This is a genomic window from Anaerolineae bacterium, from assembly GCA_013178015.1.
GTDB lineage: Bacteria > Chloroflexota > Anaerolineae > DRVO01 > DRVO01 > Ch71.
In genome coordinates, this window is sequence record JABLXR010000004.1 from 47,712 (window position 1) to 63,376 (window position 15,665).

At 66.7% G+C, this 15,665-nt stretch carries 11 protein-coding genes and 1 pseudogene; 3 read left to right on the plus strand and 9 right to left on the minus strand.

Annotated elements, in window-relative coordinates; translation table 11 throughout:
- Positions 1 to 268: 268 nt before the first annotated feature.
- Entirely contained in the window at positions 269 to 2,863 is a 2,595-nt protein-coding gene (locus HPY83_02150) for a VWA domain-containing protein (protein ID NPV06750.1), read from the plus strand.
- A 42-nt stretch (positions 2,864 to 2,905) separates the two neighbouring features.
- The gene (ggt, locus tag HPY83_02155) at positions 2,906 to 4,522 is read left to right on the plus strand and encodes a gamma-glutamyltransferase (protein ID NPV06751.1); all 1,617 of its coding nucleotides are present in this window, start codon (positions 2,906 to 2,908) and stop codon (positions 4,520 to 4,522) included.
- Between the two features lie 742 nt (positions 4,523 to 5,264).
- Here ggt and HPY83_02160 read toward each other — a convergent pair.
- The 5 genes from HPY83_02160 to HPY83_02180 all read right to left on the minus strand — a co-directional run bounded on the left by HPY83_02160 (position 5,265) and on the right by HPY83_02180 (position 8,189).
- A complete protein-coding gene (locus HPY83_02160) occupies positions 5,265 to 6,443 on the minus strand; it encodes an AI-2E family transporter (GenBank protein NPV06752.1) in 1,179 nt (392 codons plus the stop codon).
- 49 nt (positions 6,444 to 6,492) lie between these two features.
- Positions 6,493 to 6,705, minus strand: a complete 213-nt coding sequence (locus HPY83_02165; protein ID NPV06753.1) for a hypothetical protein — start codon at positions 6,703 to 6,705, stop codon at positions 6,493 to 6,495.
- 7 nt (positions 6,706 to 6,712) lie between these two features.
- Complete coding sequence (locus HPY83_02170; GenBank protein ID NPV06754.1) at positions 6,713 to 7,054, minus strand: hypothetical protein; 342 nt, start codon at positions 7,052 to 7,054, stop codon at positions 6,713 to 6,715.
- Between the two features lie 109 nt (positions 7,055 to 7,163).
- Positions 7,164 to 7,631, minus strand: coding sequence for a hypothetical protein (locus tag HPY83_02175; GenBank protein ID NPV06755.1), 468 nt, complete (start codon positions 7,629 to 7,631; stop codon positions 7,164 to 7,166).
- Between the two features lie 78 nt (positions 7,632 to 7,709).
- Positions 7,710 to 8,189, minus strand: a complete 480-nt coding sequence (locus HPY83_02180) for a hypothetical protein (GenBank protein ID NPV06756.1) — start codon at positions 8,187 to 8,189, stop codon at positions 7,710 to 7,712.
- Between the two features lie 603 nt (positions 8,190 to 8,792).
- Here HPY83_02180 and HPY83_02185 point away from each other — a divergent pair.
- Positions 8,793 to 8,882 (plus strand): annotated as a pseudogene (locus tag HPY83_02185) (energy transducer TonB).
- Positions 8,883 to 9,404: 522 nt separating this feature from the next.
- Here HPY83_02185 and HPY83_02190 read toward each other — a convergent pair.
- The 4 genes from HPY83_02190 to HPY83_02205 all read right to left on the minus strand — a co-directional run bounded on the left by HPY83_02190 (position 9,405) and on the right by HPY83_02205 (position 15,004).
- Complete coding sequence (locus tag HPY83_02190; GenBank protein ID NPV06757.1) at positions 9,405 to 11,387, minus strand: ABC transporter substrate-binding protein; 1,983 nt, start codon at positions 11,385 to 11,387, stop codon at positions 9,405 to 9,407.
- A 290-nt stretch (positions 11,388 to 11,677) separates the two neighbouring features.
- Complete coding sequence (locus tag HPY83_02195) at positions 11,678 to 12,283, minus strand: nicotinamidase (GenBank protein ID NPV06758.1); 606 nt, start codon at positions 12,281 to 12,283, stop codon at positions 11,678 to 11,680.
- Between the two features lie 259 nt (positions 12,284 to 12,542).
- Positions 12,543 to 14,264, minus strand: coding sequence for a hypothetical protein (locus HPY83_02200; protein NPV06759.1), 1,722 nt, complete (start codon positions 14,262 to 14,264; stop codon positions 12,543 to 12,545).
- A 152-nt stretch (positions 14,265 to 14,416) separates the two neighbouring features.
- The gene (locus tag HPY83_02205) at positions 14,417 to 15,004 is read right to left on the minus strand and encodes a flavodoxin family protein (protein ID NPV06760.1); all 588 of its coding nucleotides are present in this window, start codon (positions 15,002 to 15,004) and stop codon (positions 14,417 to 14,419) included.
- Positions 15,005 to 15,665 lie beyond the last annotated feature (661 nt).

Genomic DNA, 15,665 nt, shown 5'->3' on the forward strand with positions numbered 1-15,665 from the left:
GAGGAGTTCGCGCGCCCACGCGCGAAAGGGCTCCGCAGACAGACTTCCCCGTCCGGCCGCCGCCGCGCCTGGGGCCGCGGACTCCTCAGGACGAACGCCACACCCCTCGAGGAGTGCGCGCGCCCACGCGCGAAAGGGCTCCAGGAGCAAACCTCCCCGTCGGAGTGCCGACACGGCCTCTAGGGGCTCACGGGCGTCGCCGGTCCAGGTGGGAACGAAGCCGACAGTCCCTGCGTCTTCTAGGTAGACTGCTGCCAGGAGGACTCCCATGCGAGGGGGGCTACGATTCGCGCTAGTGCTGATCGCCGTGTGGTTGGCCCTGTTCGCCTCGAGCGGAACCGCTTCCGCTGACGGGTGGATCATCCCCCGGCCACCAGTGCCGCCCTGTCCCAATTGCCCACCCGTCCCCCCACGCGACGTGCCGTACCTGACGGTGAAGTATCACCGGGTCACGGTCACCATCGAGGATCAGGTGGCAGTCACCCGGGTGGACCAGGTGTTCGTGAACCGGTCCGAGTGGTCCCTCGAAGGCACTTACGTCTTTCCCCTGCCCGAGGAGGCGTCCATCAGCCGATTCGCCATGTGGGTGGATGGCGAACCGCTCCAGGGCGAGCTGTACGCCCGAGAGGAGGCCCGGCGCATCTACGAGGAGATCGTCCGGCAGCGGCTCGACCCTGCCCTACTGGAATACGTGGGCCGCGACCTGTTCCAGGCCAGCATCTTCCCCATCGAGCCAGGCGGCGAGCGGCGCATCGAGATCGAATACGTCCAGGCCCTCCCTGCCGACAACGGCCTAGTGCGTTACGTCTACCCTCTCTCCACCGAACGCTTCTCCCCCGAGCCCCTAGGCGACGTCTCTATCAGTGTGGACATCGAGAGCGACGTCCCCATCCGCAGCCTCTACTCGCCCAGCCATCCCGTAGCCATCGACCGGCAGGGGCAGAAGCGGGCCCGTGTAGGTTGGGAGGCGCGCGACCTCACTCCGCACACTGACTTCGCCCTCTACTACACCGTGTCCCCGGAGAGCCCGGGGGTGAACCTGCTCAGCTATCGGGGCGAGGACAGGGAGGGCTACTTCGCCCTGCTGATCACCCCGGCGCTCTCGACCGACGAGGATGAGGTGGTGGAGAAAGACGTGGTGCTGGTGCTGGACGTGTCTGGCAGCATGGAGGGTGAGAAGCTGGAGCAGGCCAAAGAGGCCCTCACCTACGTCCTGCGCCACCTCAACGACGGCGACCGGTACAACGTGATCGCCTTCTCCACCGAGGTCACTTCGCTGGCCCGGACCATGCAGCCGGCGGGCAACCTGAGGGAGGCAGAGCGGTTCGTGGCTGGGCTGCAGGCCCGGGGCAACACCGACATCAACGGGGCCCTGCTGGAGGCCATGGCCCTCGCCGACCCCGAGCGCCCCACTATCGTCATCTTCCTCACCGACGGCCTCCCTACGGCGGGGGTCACCGACGCCGGCCTCATCTTGAACAACGTGCGGCAGGCGGCCCCATCCTCGGTGCGGCTGTTCTGCTTCGGCGTGGGGGACGACGTGGACACCTCGCTCCTGGATACGTTGGGAAGGGAGTTACGCGGGGTGAGCGCCTACGTCCGCCCGGGTCAGAGCGTGGACGAAGAGGTGGGTTCCTTCTACGCTAAGATCGCCACGCCCGTCCTGGCGGACGTGGACCTGGAGGTGCGAGGGGTGCGGGTGGAGGACATATATCCCCACCCGCTGCCGGACTTGTTTGCCGGCACCCAGTTGCTAGTGGTGGGGCGGTACGAGGGCAGCGGGCCGGCCCGAGTCACCCTGTCGGGGGAGGTGAACGGCCGGCCGCAGTCCTTCCAGTACGAGGTCGCCTTCGCCCGCGGCGGTGGGGACGACTTCCTGCCCAGTCTCTGGGCCACCCGCAAGGTCGGACACCTGCTCAACCGCATCCGGCTCTACGGCGAGAGCAAGGAACTGGTAGACCAGGTGGTGGAACTGAGCATCCGCTACGGCATCATCACCCCCTACACCAGCTTCCTGGTGCAGGAACCGGAGGAGGCCCTGAGTCGGGCAGGCCGGGAGTCCATCGCTCGGCGCGAATTGGAGGCGCTGGCGAGCGAGCCCTCCGCTCCCGTCTACGGCGCCACCGCCGTGACCAAAGCCCAGACACAGCACGCCCTGGAGGATGCGCAGAGCCCCCTCAGCCCGGCCCTCGCCGATGAGGGCGGGCCCTCTCGGGTGGCGGTCGTGGGCGACAGGGCCTTCGTATGGCGCGACGGCACCTGGCTGGACACTCTCTTCGACGTGGAGGAGATGCAGGCCATTCCGGTTACCGTGGGCTCTGATGCGTTCTTCCAGTTGCTTCGGGAGCATCCCGACGCTGGCCGTTACTTCGCCCTGGGAGAGCGGGTGATAGTGGTCCTGGGCGGCCGGGCTTACCAGAGCATCCCCGGCGTCCCCGACGAAGGGATCTCTGCCACCGCCACCGGTACCGAGCAGATCCGGGTGGAGCTGGAAGCCCAGCCGACCGCAGGCCCTGCGCCCCTGGCGGTGCAGTTCCTGGGGCGCCTGGTGGGAGGGCCCGACGACAACCGAGAGTTCTACTGCCCCAGCCTCGCCTGGGACTTTGGCGACGGCACCAGTCAGTTCATCCAACCCGAGTGCCCTGAGCCTCCCGAGGGCAAGTGGCCGGTGCAGCGCGAGTTCCGCACCGAGCATGAGTATAGCCAGCCGGGCACATACCGAGCTCGCGTAGCCATCGAGGGTGTCTGGTCCCCCGAGACCACCATTGAGCTGAGCACAGGTTCCGGGCATAATGGGGCTACGAGCTTGCTGGAGTACCTGCGCGGGCTCATCGCCCGCCTGATCGGCCCATCGCCCGAGTAGCGAGGCCGGCCAGGCCCGAGCTAGCCAGAAGGAGACTGCCCCATGGCCGGTATGGTAGTGGCACCGCAGCCGCTCGCTGTTGAGGAGGGAGTCAAGGTCCTCAGGCAGGGAGGCAATGCCGTAGACGCTGCCGTTGCCTGTGCCCTGGTCCAGGGAGTGGTAGACCCCCACATGTCCAGCGTGGGGGGCTACGCTCTGGCCACCGTTTCCTTGGCCCGGGCCCCCGGGATAGAGGCAGTGAGGGCGGTCGATGCTCCTGCCCTGGCCGGCTCCGGCGTCACGCCGGAGATGTGGCAGGACATCGTCATCCGACCCAATCCGCGTGGCTGGGGATACTTCCTACAAGGCAAAGTCAACGAGATGGGCTACCAGTCCATCTGCACCCCCGGCATCGTGAAAGGCCTGAGCTGGATGTTGCAGCATTGGGGCTCCTGGAGCTGGGAGCAGGTGACGGAGCCGGCAGCGCGCGTGGCCGAGGAAGGCTTCCTGGTGGACGACTACCTGGCTGGTCAGTGGCGCACGCGCGCCGCCTACCCTGAAGAGAGCACCCTGCTGGACTACCTAAAGTCGAACCCCGAGGCTAGCCGCATCTATCTGCGCGAGGACGGGAGCCCGCACGAGCCGGGCGACCGGCTCCGCAATCCCGACTACGCCCGCACTCTTCGCGGGCTGAGTGAGGCCGGACCGGATGACTTCTACCGGGGCGCGCTGGCGCGGCGCATCTCCCACGACCTTCAAGACCACGGTAGCTTCGTCAGCGCCCAGGACCTGGCTAGCTACCGTACCATCCCTGCCGAGCCGGTGATCGGCAGCTACCGGGGCTACCAGGTGGCGACTTCGCCCGCTCCCCATGGTGGCCTTACCCTCTTGGCCATCCTCCACATCTTGGAGGGCTACGACCTCTCTTCGCTGGGGCACAACTCGGCGGAGTACATCTACCTGGTGTCCAAGGCCATGAAAGCGGCCTTCGCCGACCGCAACCCCAACTTGGGAGACCCTCGGTTCGCCGATCGGCCGTTCGACTGGATGATCTCCGAGGATCGCGCCCAGTACTGGCGGAAGCGCATAGATGCCGGCGTCCCCATCCAGGTGTCGTTCACGCCTTCCGAGCCTCCCGACACCACCCACGTGAGCGTGGTGGATGACCAGGGCAACTGCGTGGCCCTCACCCATTCCCTGGGCATGTCATCAGGTGTGATCACTCCTGGTCTAGGGTTCATGTACAACAACTCGATGGTCAACTTTCACCCGCTGCCGGGGCACCCCAACTCCATCGCCCCCGGGAAGGCACGCACTACCGGCATGAGCCCCACCATCCTCTATCGGGACGGCCAGCCGGTGATGGTGTTGGGGGCGCCCGGCGCCACGCGCATCATCACCTCCCTGGCACAGGTCATCGTGAATGTGCTGGACTTCGGCATGACTCTAACGGAGGCGATCCTCGCTCCCCGGTTCGACTGCCAGGGCGGGCCCATTGTTTGCCAGGGGCGCATTCCGGAGTACGTGTGCGCTGAGGTCCGCCGCCGCCATCCTGTCGAGCGGCTGCCCCGCAGCCACGGCGGCATGGGCCTGGTGCACGCCCTTTGGCGGGATCCGCGGACGGGCGAATGGACGGGCGCGGCCGACGCCGGGGCGGGGGGCATGGCGCTGCGGGCTTAGGGGAATCGGGGCCCGGGCGGGGTGCGGCCAGGCAGAGAAACGCGGGAGAGGTCAGGTAACCTCTCCCGCCTGCGCTCACCCGTCGTCTAACGCGATCGGGTGGGTCGAGCTGCGGGGCTACTCGGCAACATAGATGACTAACGCTGCTCTAACGATCCAGCCTAACAATCAGGGTCGAGGCCCCGCCGGTCCAACTGCTGATCGCGATACCTAACGCCTATGCCAACTCTCTGCTGCGGTGGACACGCCCACCTTGCTGATTGAGCGCTGGGCATCACTGCTTTCCACCTGGGCCCATACTAGGCGGACGTACTCAAACCGGCATAAAGGGGAGCTTAAGAAGGAGTTAAAGCTGGGGAGGCCGCCCCACGCCGGGCAGGCCTCGCGCTGGCAGCAGGAGGGAGCACCCTAGAGAGCAGGGGCAGCCTGAGCCTCAGAGCCCCCTGCCGCCGAAAGCCAGCGGCTGCGGGGCCGCACCATCCAAGAGTCGAGCTGGTGCGCCTTGGCGTGCACGGCAGCGAGGGCGCTGATGACCGTCATGCGGGACACGGCGGCCGTCAGGCGGCGGGGCACGGATCACCGTCGCGCACGCGGGCGGCAGAGTGATTGCGCCTGAGGGAGACGGCCTCTCCCCCAAGAGGAACCGGGCTGCCCCACCCTCTCCGGGCGCCGAGCCGCTGCAGCCATCCGGAACCTGCTCCTGGCGAGAGGGCGGTGGCTGCGCGTTTGACGCCGCTTGCGATCAGACTGGCTGGGGCTCGCTGGCTGCCTCCACCTGGCCACTGCTTGTCACCTGATCGGCTCCGGTCCAGCGTCGTACCGCCGGGATCAGCAGGTAGGACACCAAAACTCGCATGGCGGCTACCAAGGGAATGGCCACGAACACTCCCAGCAGCCCGGCCACCGAGGCGCCAGCGAAGATGGCGACGATGGTGAGAACGGGGGAGAGGTGCGTCTGTCCACGCATGACCATGGGCACCAGCAGCTGCCCTTCCACCTGCTGCAGCACTAGGACGAATGCCAGGGTGATCAGGGCCCGAGTGGGAGAGACTGTCCAGGCTGTGGCCACCATGAAGGCGCCGGCGATGATGGGACCGATGTTGGGTATGACTTCCATGAGGGCGGCCAGCACTCCCAGGGCCAGAGCGTAGGGCACCCCGATAATGAGGAGGCCAAGGTAGCTGAGGAGGCCGACGATGAGGGCATCCAGTATGCTGCCACGGACGTAGCCCCCTATGGCGCGGCCCACGTCAGCCGTCAGCCGCTCGGCCCAATCCCTCCGGCGTTCCGGCAGAAGGTGGGAGACGAACCGATGCATCTTGGGCATGTCTATCAGCCAGTAGATGGAGACGAACAGGACCAGGCCGACGTCCAGTAGTAGTGTGGCCACGCCCGCGGGTACGGCCAGCAGGCCGGCACCTAGCCCGGCGACCCGGCCCAGCAGGTCCTGAAGCAGCGCCGAATCCACTTCGATTACGTCCGGGATGTTGGGCACCCCCCGATCGGTGAGCCAGTCGTCCAGAGCCTCGATAGCCTGCGGAGCGCGGTCGAGCAGGGCGGAGACTTGAGCCACCAAGGCCGGCAGCACCAGCCAGCCTGCGATGACGAACCCGAACAGGATGACCAGATAGACGAGCACTATCGCCAGCGGCCGTGGCAGCCAGCGCCCCACTGTCGCCACCACCGGTGCCAGGCCCTGGGCCAGCACCACTCCCAGGAGAAGCAGCGCCAGGGCATGGCCAAACATGCCGATAAACTCGAGCGTCCCTAGCCCCAGGACGATGCCCAGCGCCAGTAGACCGGCACTCCGCCACCAGCCGGTGGCGGAAGGACGCAGCACCAGGGTCTCAGAAGCGCTCGCCAAAGCCTCGCGGCCCGTTTCGGGGGAAGAGCGTCTGGGCTGATCCATCGTCTCGCTCATGTCTGGCACCTCCTTGGTGTGGGCTTGAGCCTGCCCGGCCTGGGTTGGCTCATCGGCCCGACCGCGCGTCTCGATCGACTCCGTCCTGCCTTTGCCTGTCCTCTGCGTCGGCCACCCAGCGGGTGGACAGGGTCATCGCCAGGGATACCGCCACCAGCCCGGCCTGGCACACCCAGGTCGTGCCCTGCAGCCCGGTCACCAACAGGATCGGCCCCGCCAGGATGAGCCCGGTCGCAATGAGGTAGAGAGTGGTCTGACTCATAGCGCCGTCATCCGATCAGGTGCAGGAGCAGGGTGGCGCTGGCGACCGGAGCCGTCACGCCCAAGCTCCAGGGGAGGATGCGCCGCCGGAAGTGGCCCACCTGTTCGGGCCGGCCCACGACAGTGGCTCCCACAAGGGCATCGCCGGGGGCGACGGCGTTCCCCGTGGCGCCACCGACCGTCCGTGCCCCTAGAGTGATGGCCTCCCGTATGCCCAGCGCCGCCGCGGCACTTCTCTGGCGCGAGCTGACCAGGATGTTGGACGACAGGTTGGTGGAGGTCATGAAGGACCCTAGGCTGCCTTCCAGGGGCACCAGGAAGGCGTACCCAAGGGCGGAGGCAAGCGACATCCGCTCCTGGACCGCCCGCCCCTGCTCTCTCGCTCGCCCTCGCCCGTGATCTCGCTCGCCTTCACCGGCGAGGGCCACTCGTACCAACGCGAGCCACCCAGCCAGACGGTTACGGCCACAGTGATGGCTCCGGGCAGGGAGTTGGCCGGGGTGGGCAGGACGGCCACCAGGGCCAGCTGGCCGGCCCCGCGCATGAGAGATGCCAGCAGCACCGCCGGAACGGCCTCCCGTATTCCTTCCCCGCGTCCGTAGAGCCAGGAGATGGCCAATCCGTGGCCGTCCACAGCATGACGGCGGCAATGAGAGCGGTCGTACTGGGATCGGCCGGCTCGGCCACCAGGAGTGACCCATCCCGGGCCACCGCAAGGGCCCCAAAGACATTGGCCCAACAACGGCCGATGAGGGGGATGGTGAACGCCCAGATGGGCTGCACTCCCACGCCCACCAGCAACGGAACCGTCACCGCTATCGGAGCTCCGAAGCCAGTGATGCCCCGGAAGAAACTGGCGCCCACCCAGCCGAAAGCCAGTACGCGGAGAAGGTTGTTGGAGGTGTGGGCCTCTATGCCGATGTGCAGACGCTCGAAGGCTCCCGCTTCGCGCGAAACCGGGGATGATGAAGACTGCGTCCCACATGCCCTTCACCGTCTGCAGGCCTACCAGGTCCACCGAGGCGCCGAAGAGGCAGAAGGCAGCAAGGTGCCGGCGGGCCGGGCGACGTAGCCGCGGTACTTGGGTGAAGCAGAAGCCCCGTCGGTGCTGTAGGCGATGGCAGGCGGGAAGAGCCCAGGCCAGTCCGGCTTTCCGTAGCGTTCGTGCCGCCTGGCCCAGGGCATCCGTAACACCCGGAACAATGTCAGCGGCCAGCAGGCCTCGAGGTCGTACCTCCTCCCGCCGGTGGCACGGTAGGCATCTGCGGCGGCCTTCTCGCCCGAGCGACTGGAGCCGCTGAGGGCCATCACCTGAGCTGATCCGGGGTCCCACACCTGGGCGAAGAGGTCGCCACCGAGGCCCGCCATGTGGTTGCATGCCAGGGAAAGGACGGCGCTGATGGTGATGCAGGCATCCACCGCCGAACCGCCTCGCCCCACGGTGCGCACACTGGCAGCGCTGGGCAGGTAGTGAGAGGATGCCACCATCCCCTGAGGGCCCAGGACTTCCGGCCGTCCGGTGGAAATGGGGATAGCTGCGTGCCGATTCCGTCATTCTCACTTCCCTTCAGACTACTGGTCGCCACCTGGTTCGGTACGCACGGAAGGGGCCACTTGGGCCCGGCTGCTCGAGGCGTATGGTAGCGGAGACAACGGGATGGGAACCCGGGTGGGGCTGCCTGGCCTGGGAACGCGCGAGGCCTCAAGAGGAACAGCCGACTGGGAGGATGCCAGCCAAGACGGCCGACCGGAAGTGTGGGACTGTCCTCCGGGCCCGGCGTAGCCTTTGACAAAGAGCGCCAACACCGTCACGCTAACACTCGACATAAGCCAGCAACACCAGCACACTGGTGTATAGCACCCCGAGTGTGAGGCGTCAAGGCGATCCGCGCCTGCGAAGGGAGACAAGTCTGGCACACGATCGGCGCCGTAGAGGGCGCTAGACACTGATTTCAGGAGTTGGATGTTATGTCGAACCGCAGAGACCGGCAGGACAGGATCAGGCAATGCCCGACGCTAGTCCTGGCCCTTGCGCTGCTAATCGCCGCCGCCGGCTGTCAGCGCGCGCCCGCCACTGCTCCGCCGAGTCCTACGGACACGCCGGCCCCCACTGCGACAGCCACCGGCACGCCTTTGCCCACCCCCACTCCCACCGCCACGCCCACACCGGCCCCATCGGAGGCGCAGCGATATGCGGAAGAGATGGAGGCCATCGCCGTGCGGTGGGAGGAGTGGCGGACGTCGGCTCAGGTCCTGATCGCCGAGGTGAAGCAGGACTTCTTCGCCATCTGCGTCACACGGTCGGGAGACATTGACCGGCACATACTTGCCGGCCGGGAGCTGCTCCAGGAGGCAGAGGCAGTCGAACCACCCGAGGACGTTGCCGAGCCGCACGACCGCCTGGTCGCGGAAGGGCGGGCCGGACTGTCTGCCCTGGAGGAGGGTAAGGGGGCCCTATGCCGGCGCCTGGACACCGGCCTGGCGCTTCAGCGGGTGGAGGAGGCGAACCAGCACTTGGAAGCAGCGTACGCCACGGCTCAGGAGCTGTTCGACTGGGTGGAAGCCCAGCAAGGCTGAGGGAGCCGGCCAGTAGCCTGGGGCGCGCTGGCGCCTGCCATGAAGTTTGCGAGCACAGTAGAGGGGGAGCGCAGGCTCCCCCTCCCGATGCCGCCGGTCTAGCCCTCGGGGCGGAATGCCGGTCTAGCTCCTGAAGAAGAACTGGGACACGTGGACCGTGGTGGCGTCGTAGGGAACCTCCGGCACGTTGCGGAAGTTGTTCTTCACCACCGTGAAGGAACCTACTGGCGCGTCGGCCAGGATGCCGATCATCCAGAGGTTGTCGGCGTGCAGTTGCAGGCCCTGCTTCGATAGCTCGATGCGTCGCTCTATTGATGGCTCTGCCAGGATGTGCTCGTAGAGCCCCTGCAACTGCTTGACCTCCTCCGGCGGCTCTTCGCCCTCCTTGCCGTCTGTCTGGTACCACAGGCCCCACTGGGGTGCCCAGTGCTGCCCACTCTCGGCGATGCAGAAGGTCTCTCGCACGATGGGTGGGTTCCCGTGAAAGCCGAAGTTGACCCCGTAGGAGGCGATGTCGAAGTCCAGCCCGTGGACCTGAGTCACCCAGAGCTGGACTTCGGTCGGCTTGGGCAGCACCTCCACCCCGATGGCCTTCCAGTACTCCTTGACCATCTCCTGAATGGCTACGTTCTCTCCCCAGGGAGTGAAGGTCAGGTTGACCAGCGTCAGACGCTTGCCGTCCGGGCGCAGCCGGAAGCCCTCGGCGTCCCGCTCTGTCAGCCCTAGTCCGTCCAGCAACTCGTTGGCCCGATCCGGGTCATATTCGGCGTACTTCTGCATGTGCTCTTCTTCGAACCAGGGGCTGCCCGGGGCCACGCTGGCCTGCCCGGGGGTGCCTTGGCCCTTGTAGAGCAAGTCGTTGATCTCGGCCCGGTCTATGGCCAGCGAAAGAGCTACTCGGAAGTCGCGCTGCAGGAAGAGCTCTTTCAGGATGGGATCCTTGTGGCTGTAATTGAACATTATGGTGCCGATGTTCGTCTGGGGGCTCAGGTTGCTGACCACCCGATAGTCGCCCTTCTCCCGGTTCTCCATCACCACCGGGTAGTTGGCCAGGCCCGCGACGCGGCGGGCCTGGTAGTCGGCGTCGCCCGCGATCGCCTTCAGCAGCAGGGCCTCCGAATCCGGCACCAGCGTACGACTTACTCCACTGATGTAGGGAAGCTGGTTGCCCTCGGGATCCACCTTCCAGTAGTAGGGGTTGCGGCTATAGGTCTGCACCGGAGACTCGACGCTGTTCTCCACCACCCAGGGCATGACGGTTGGTGTGCCGGGGTTGTTGAAGGAGGCAATCTTGGCCCCGAACAGATCGGTCCAGGTGTCGAAGCCCTCCTCGGCCATGGCAGCTTGCAGCTCTTCCTCGCTGGCGTAGGCTTTGTGGAACCTCTTCAGGTAGTGGGCCGGCTGGTACTGCTGCGTCCACCAGGCAGGGAAAGTGAAGAACTCCTCGAAGGCGCCGTAGGGCTGGGTGAAGCTGATCCTGATGGTGTAGTCGTCCACCTTCTCCATAGCCCCCAGCTCGCCGCCACGCTTCATCTGCGTCGGTTTGGTGGGGGTGAGCTCATCGTTGAGCACGATGTCTTCGTACCAGAACATGAAGTCGTCGGCCGTGAAGGGGGCGCCATCGCTCCACTTCATCCCCTCTCGCAAGTGGAGGGTTACAGATGTGGCATCCTCGGAAAACTCCCAGCCCCGGACCAAGTTAGGCACTAGGGCGGTGAAGTCCAGAGTGTACTTGGCGATGGGTTCGTGCATCAGGTACATGTTCTGGGCGTTATCTGCGGGGCCAATATGCAGTTGTCGCCAGGTGCCGCCGTACTGCCCGATCTCCTCGATGGGCTGCACCACCATCGGGTCCCGGGGGAGTCGCTCGTCCACCGGGGGGAGCTCTCCTCGCGCCACCCGGTCAGCCATCTCCGGTGCTTCCTTGTACTTGCTGGGCACTTCCTCAACCGGTGCCGTCGTCGGGGTGAGCTCCACCACAACGGGCGCTGCCGTGGGTTCTTCCGGCGGCGCTGTGGGAGCGGGGGCCGGAGCGCATCCGGCTACAGCTGCCGAAGCTGCCAGGCCTGTCACTCGCAGGAAACCCCTTCGTGTCAGACGGGCCATAGTACACCTCCTCGTGCCAGGAACTGCGTGAGACAGCGACACGGCTATGAGATGCGGGCTAGGCCAGCGGCACGCCAAGCATAGTAGCTGCGTTCAGCGTTGTCAATGGCTCATAGCGGCTAACCTAACGAGTCGGCACAGCTAAGCAACGCAAGGATGCACTGCCCGGTGGCTTCGGCAGGCGAAGATCGTTCCTGCAGAGGGTCTGCGTACATCCCATAGGCGCCGCAGCCCTGCCGCAGGTGTCACTGTGAAAGCGGAGAGAGGGTGAAGCAACCGGGGGCAGGAGGCTACCCCTCGGCCTCGAGCTCCCGCTCCAGCGATGAGAGCCGCGCCGTCTTGGCCCCCCGGTTGAGCATCTCCTGCACGGCGCGCTTGACGTCGCCCGGTTGGGCCTCTACCCCGCTGATGGCATCAAGCAGGAGATAGGTCTCGTACCCGTTCTCGAGCGCGTCCAGCACCGTTTCTTTGACGCAATAGTCGGTAGCTAGCCCCCCAACGAGCACGCGCTTGATGCCAGCCTGCTTGAGCATGTCATCCAGCCCCGTGTTGTCGAAAGCCGAGTAGTCCTCGTCGTCGGGATCGTAGCCCTTGGAGACGATCTGCGCCCCCTCGGGGAGCCGCAGTTTGGGGTGCAATCCCGCCCCTTCGGTGCCCTGCACGCAGTGAGGCGGCCAGGGACCACCGCGAGACTGGAAGGACATGTGGTCCTTGGGGTGCCAATCGCGGCTGGCGAAGACCTTGCCCCCAGCCTGGACCACCAGTTCCGCGTAGCGGTTGAGCGGTTCCACCACCTCGTGGCCGCCGGGAGTGGGCAGGGCCCCACCGGGGACGAAGCAGTTCTGCACATCCACAATGATGAGGGCAGTCTCCTCGCCCAGCAGTCGGTCTTCCATCGCACTTACCTCCAGCTAACTCCTGCAAACACGGGATGTGTACCGCCTGGTACCCTGATTCGGTTCCCAACATATCACGGGCCCCCCGTCAGGGCAACGGGACTGGCTCGATCGCTGCAGCCGAGCCGCAGCGGCGACGATCTGAACCCGTCGGGCCTCCTGCGACGTGCAGAGGCGTCGCGGAGAGCTTCAGCGTCGGGCCCCGTCCACCGCCCCGCGACAAGCCTGTGATAGCCCAGGGACGCGACTCGCCCTACCCCTAGTGTTCAGTGGATGACGATGCGATGGTCTTGCTCTCGGGCTCATCCCCCTCGAGGGCGATTCCCCGCTCCTTCAGGCAGCGCGTGAGCTGTTCCAGACCGATGCCGTACCGCCTGGCTACCTCTGCAGCGTAGCTGCGGCCCAGAGGCGGCCCCGGAGCCACTTTGTAGGTGCGGCCCATATCATCGGCGCTGGTACGCTCCTCGGGAGGGAGTAGCCCGGCCACCAGGCTCACGGTAGGGGGCTCGTGAGGAGCGGTATCGTTGATCTGGTCCAGCTGGGCAGCCAGCGAGTGCAAGTGAGTGGCGTAAACGACCCGGGCTCCCAGCAGTCGCAGGGCGCGCAACAGGTCCTGTGCCAGGTAGAGGGCCTCCGAAGGCCCCGTGCTGGAGAGCGACTCGTTCAGGAGCACCAGGCTGTAGGGAGTAGCCCCGGCGAACAGGGCCGCCAGACGCTGCGCCTCTTCCCCCAGCCGACCGGCCTCGCGGTCGGGTCGCTCGGTGCGAGGGAAGTGAGTGTAGATCCCGTCGGCCGGGCTGAGCTCAGCAAAGGTACCAGGGGCGAACAGACCGGCTTGGGCCAGCAGGTGCGCCTGACCGATGGCCTGAATGAAGGTGGTCTTGCCGCCCAGATTGGGCCCCGTCAGCACGGCCGACCGCCCTCGCGGTCCTAAGTCCAGGTCAGAGGGCACTGGCTGCTCGGGCCGCCCCGGCTCCGGGGGCCGCTCCTGTAGCCGGAGGGCCAGGCTGACGTTGTAGAGGCCCTCGACGTGGCTGGCTCGCTGCTCCAGGGTGGCGATGACCGGACGGCACACCGGCAAGCCCTGGGAGCGCAACCGCTCGGCCAGGGCATGGGCGCCCAGGTAGAACTGCACTTCGGACGCCAGATCGGCGAGCAAGGCGGTCTGCACCCGGAGATAGCGGTCCAGGGCCCGGGCCACCGGCCGACTGACCTGGCGCAGCACCTCGGCTAGGTCCCGGAAGAGGGGCTGAAGGAAGGGGCTGGGGCTATGGTCCGCCACCTTGTGCAGGGGGGCCAGGCATTCGCCCGCCGAGTCGGCGCCATCTCCCAGTAGCCTCGCCAGCAGGCCTTTGGGGCTGGTGAAAGGGCGGGGGTTGACGGCGAGCAAGGCGGCTCCTACGGGGCGTCCCTCGGCATCCAGATTGACTCCGATGGTGATGCTGGCGACCTGCTGCAGCGCCTCCCGCAGCCCGGGAAGCTCCGCCTCCAGTTGGCCGAACTGCTCCGACTGCCGAATCCGTTCCAGCTCCTGGCGCAGCGATCGCAGAGCGGTGGAACGCAAGGGCCGAGGGGCGAGGCCGTCGGAAAGCTGCACTACGGCCTGATGGTAGAGCTCCAGCTCGCGCAGCCGCTGCAGGACCTGAAGCAACTCGTTCCCGGAGGTCGAGGCCCCGCGGAGGCGCACGTCGTCTAGCTCCTGCAGCAGGGGGACGATGTCCCTCAGCACGCGGCGCAGGGCGGCGTCTTCGGAGAAGTCGGCGAACACCTCCTGACGGTAGCGAATGACCTCGAGGTCGTGGCACAGGGCGACCAGGATGGCGCGCACGTGCCTCACCTGGCGGCGGTCCGCCGCCAGCGCCTGGGCCAGAGAGTCCACGTCCAAGTCCTCGGCCCACTCGGCATCTCGCGGGGAAGGCCGCCCTGTGGGCTCTCGGCCCGGAGGCCAGAGCAGGCTAATCCGGCGTATCATCTGTGCCAACATCGCCTTGTTACAGCCTTCCTGAATGGAAACCTAGCACAGGGAGCGCGGGGCATCAAGAAGGGCGGCACTGCCGGTCTGGGTGGACCGCTTCAGCAGTCTGCTATGGTATGCGGGAGGGTCAAGCCCGGGCATGGACCGGAGGATGCATTCTACCACCCCTCGGGCTGGGCCAGGCGCAGGCCGGCCTGGCGCATCTCCTCCAGCACCTCCGGGCGCTCGCGCACGGCTCCCTTCTCGTCTATGCCGTTGTAGGTGAGCAGGCGAGGGCTCTCGATTCCCACGCTGTCCAGCCAGTACCGGGCGGCACAGCGCAACCCGTCGAAGATGCGCTGCCCTCTCGTGGCCCCCACTGCGGCTACCAGTCCCTCCCGGGGGTACTCTAGAGGCGGCACTTCCTCGTGGCGGTGGTACTTACGCACCCACAGGGTCTGAGTGCGTTCGATGATAGCCTGGGTGATGGAAGGCACCTGGCAGAAGAAGATCGGGGTGACCAGGCAGATGCGGTGGCAGTGCAAGAACAAGTCGTAGAGGCGCTGCATATCGTCCCGCTGGATGCACTGGCCGGTGCGCGAGCAATGATAGCAGGCCAGGCAGTGGCTCACATTGACGTCCCGGGCGTAGACCACCTCCACCTCGGCCCCACCGTGGCGCAGTCCGCTAACCAGGTATTCGGCCATGATGTCGGAGTTGCCTCCCTTGCGGGGGCTACCGGCTATGACGACGGCCCTGACTGCCATGCCTCGCCTCTCATCCTGCGATCTGGCCTCAGGATAGCAGGGGCAGGCGGGGAACGCTATCGCCACCAATCCGTGCCAGGGCCCTGTCGCGCGTGGGCGCGCGAACTCCTCGGGGGTTACCGAATGCGGGACAGCAGGGCCGGTAGGACGGAGGAATCCCCGATGTTCGAGGGGGGAGACCCCTCGCCAACGCTCGGGGTGACAAAGAAGAGGACTCGGGGTGGCCGCGAGGAGCACTGGGGCGACAGATGGGAGTGGGGACCGCGGGTCTTGCCGGTGCTCGAGATGCTCAAAGCGAGAGAGAGGAGCACCGGGGGGCGACAGACCGGAGGCTGGCGATGACGGGCTCAGGGCACTTCCGGTGCCACGGCCCAAGCCACAGGAGGCGCCCTGAGCCCGTCGCTCAGGGGCGCCCCGGCCACCGGGGTGCTGCCTCGTCGCCGGCATCGCCGAGGAGGCCGGCTCCTCTCGCGTCGCACCTTCCAGCTACCTGCCCATTGAGCATAACCATAGCCCCTCCCCCCTCCGGCGCACAGTCTCAAGCTCGTCCGCCCGACCCTGACCCGTTACGGGCCGGCTTGACTGAGGGACGGACGCGGTTAGCATGCTGGTATACCATTCCTTGGAAGCGCCGGTGGCGCCGCTTCAGGCGCAACGCCGA

Coding starts and splice junctions, on each gene's coding strand:
- HPY83_02160 (NPV06752.1), bottom strand. CDS start 6,443: ATGAGCGAGACGATGGATCAGCCCAGACGCTCTTCCCCCGAAACGGGC.
- HPY83_02195 (NPV06758.1), bottom strand. CDS start 12,283: ATGGAAGACCGACTGCTGGGCGAGGAGACTGCCCTCATCATTGTGGAT.
- HPY83_02205 (NPV06760.1), bottom strand. CDS start 15,004: ATGGCAGTCAGGGCCGTCGTCATAGCCGGTAGCCCCCGCAAGGGAGGC.
- HPY83_02170 (NPV06754.1), bottom strand. CDS start 7,054: ATGTCGCTTGCCTCCGCCCTTGGGTACGCCTTCCTGGTGCCCCTGGAA.
- HPY83_02150 (NPV06750.1), top strand. CDS start 269: ATGCGAGGGGGGCTACGATTCGCGCTAGTGCTGATCGCCGTGTGGTTG.
- ggt (NPV06751.1), top strand. CDS start 2,906: ATGGCCGGTATGGTAGTGGCACCGCAGCCGCTCGCTGTTGAGGAGGGA.
- HPY83_02165 (NPV06753.1), bottom strand. CDS start 6,705: ATGAGTCAGACCACTCTCTACCTCATTGCGACCGGGCTCATCCTGGCG.
- HPY83_02190 (NPV06757.1), bottom strand. CDS start 11,387: ATGGCCCGTCTGACACGAAGGGGTTTCCTGCGAGTGACAGGCCTGGCA.